We start from the raw sequence: 1,030 nt of genomic DNA, 5'->3' as shown, positions 1-1,030 counted from the left end.
TGTCCCACTCACGGAGGTTGGTGACGCGGAGTCCGGCGACACGCCGGGATCGATGATCTTGAAGTAGGGAGGACCTCCGGGCGAGGTGTGGAGCTGCTGAAGGCACCCACACCGTCGACCCTGGAGGTCCTCGTGTCGCACCGTAATGCCCCGCTGACGTTCGAGGGGAAGCGGCGGTTGTGTCTGCGCGTCGACCGTGGGCGCCCGAAGTGCCATGTGGCCGCGGAGGCGGGGATCTCGCGGCAGTGTCTGCACAAGTGGCACACCCGCTGGCAGGCCGAGGGCGAGGCCGGGCTGGTCGAGCGGTCCTCACGTCCGCACCGCAGCCCCAGGCGCACACCGGTCGAGGTGGAGGCACGCATCGAGCGGCTCCGTCGCGGCCGCAAGATCGGACCGGCGCTGATCGCCCACGAGCTACGCCGCGAGGACGGCACCCGCATCTCCGCCTCCGGGGTGCACAGGGTGCTGCTCCGGCTGGGGATCTCCCGGCTGCGCGATCTCGATCCGCCCACCGGCGAACAGCTCCGGGAGGCCGATCCGGCCACCCACACCCACGGCCCGAACCGGTGGCGACGCTACGAACGCGCCCGCCCGGGCGAGTTGGTCCACATCGACGTGAAGAAACTCGGTCACATCCGCGACGGCGGCGGCTGGCGGGTCCACGGCCGGGGCTCCGCCCAAGCACGCGCTGCCCGCGGTGGCGCGCGGGTGGGCTACGACTACGTCCATGTCGCGGTCGATGACCACTCCCGTCTGGCCTACGTCGAGGTCATCGACACCGCGACGGGCGGGGAGAACCAGCACGCCTGCACCCGGTTCCTCCGCCATGCAGCCGCGTTCTTCGCCGACCACGGCGTCGTCGTCGAACGGATCATGACCGACAACGCCATGGCCTACCGCAACAGCCGCCTGTTCGCCGCGACCTGCGCCGAGCTCGGCATCAGACAGCGCTTCACCAAGCCCCGCTGCCCCTGGACTAACGGCAAGGCCGAACGGTTCAACCGCACCCTCGCCCAGGAATGGGCCTACG

At 70.5% G+C, this 1,030-nt stretch carries 1 protein-coding gene; it reads left to right on the top strand.

Annotation, left to right across the window (positions count from 1 at the left end):
- Window positions 1–132 precede the first annotated feature (132 nt).
- Window positions 133–1,030 (top strand): IS481 family transposase (locus PSU4_RS30925; protein ID WP_222596467.1); only part of this gene is annotated, 898 nt, incomplete at its 3' end.

The sequence above is a fragment of the Pseudonocardia sulfidoxydans NBRC 16205 genome (assembly GCF_007989085.1).
GTDB lineage: Bacteria > Actinomycetota > Actinomycetes > Mycobacteriales > Pseudonocardiaceae > Pseudonocardia > Pseudonocardia sulfidoxydans.
The sequence above is the reverse complement of the archived record's forward strand: the minus strand, read 5'-3'. Positions and strand labels throughout refer to the sequence as shown.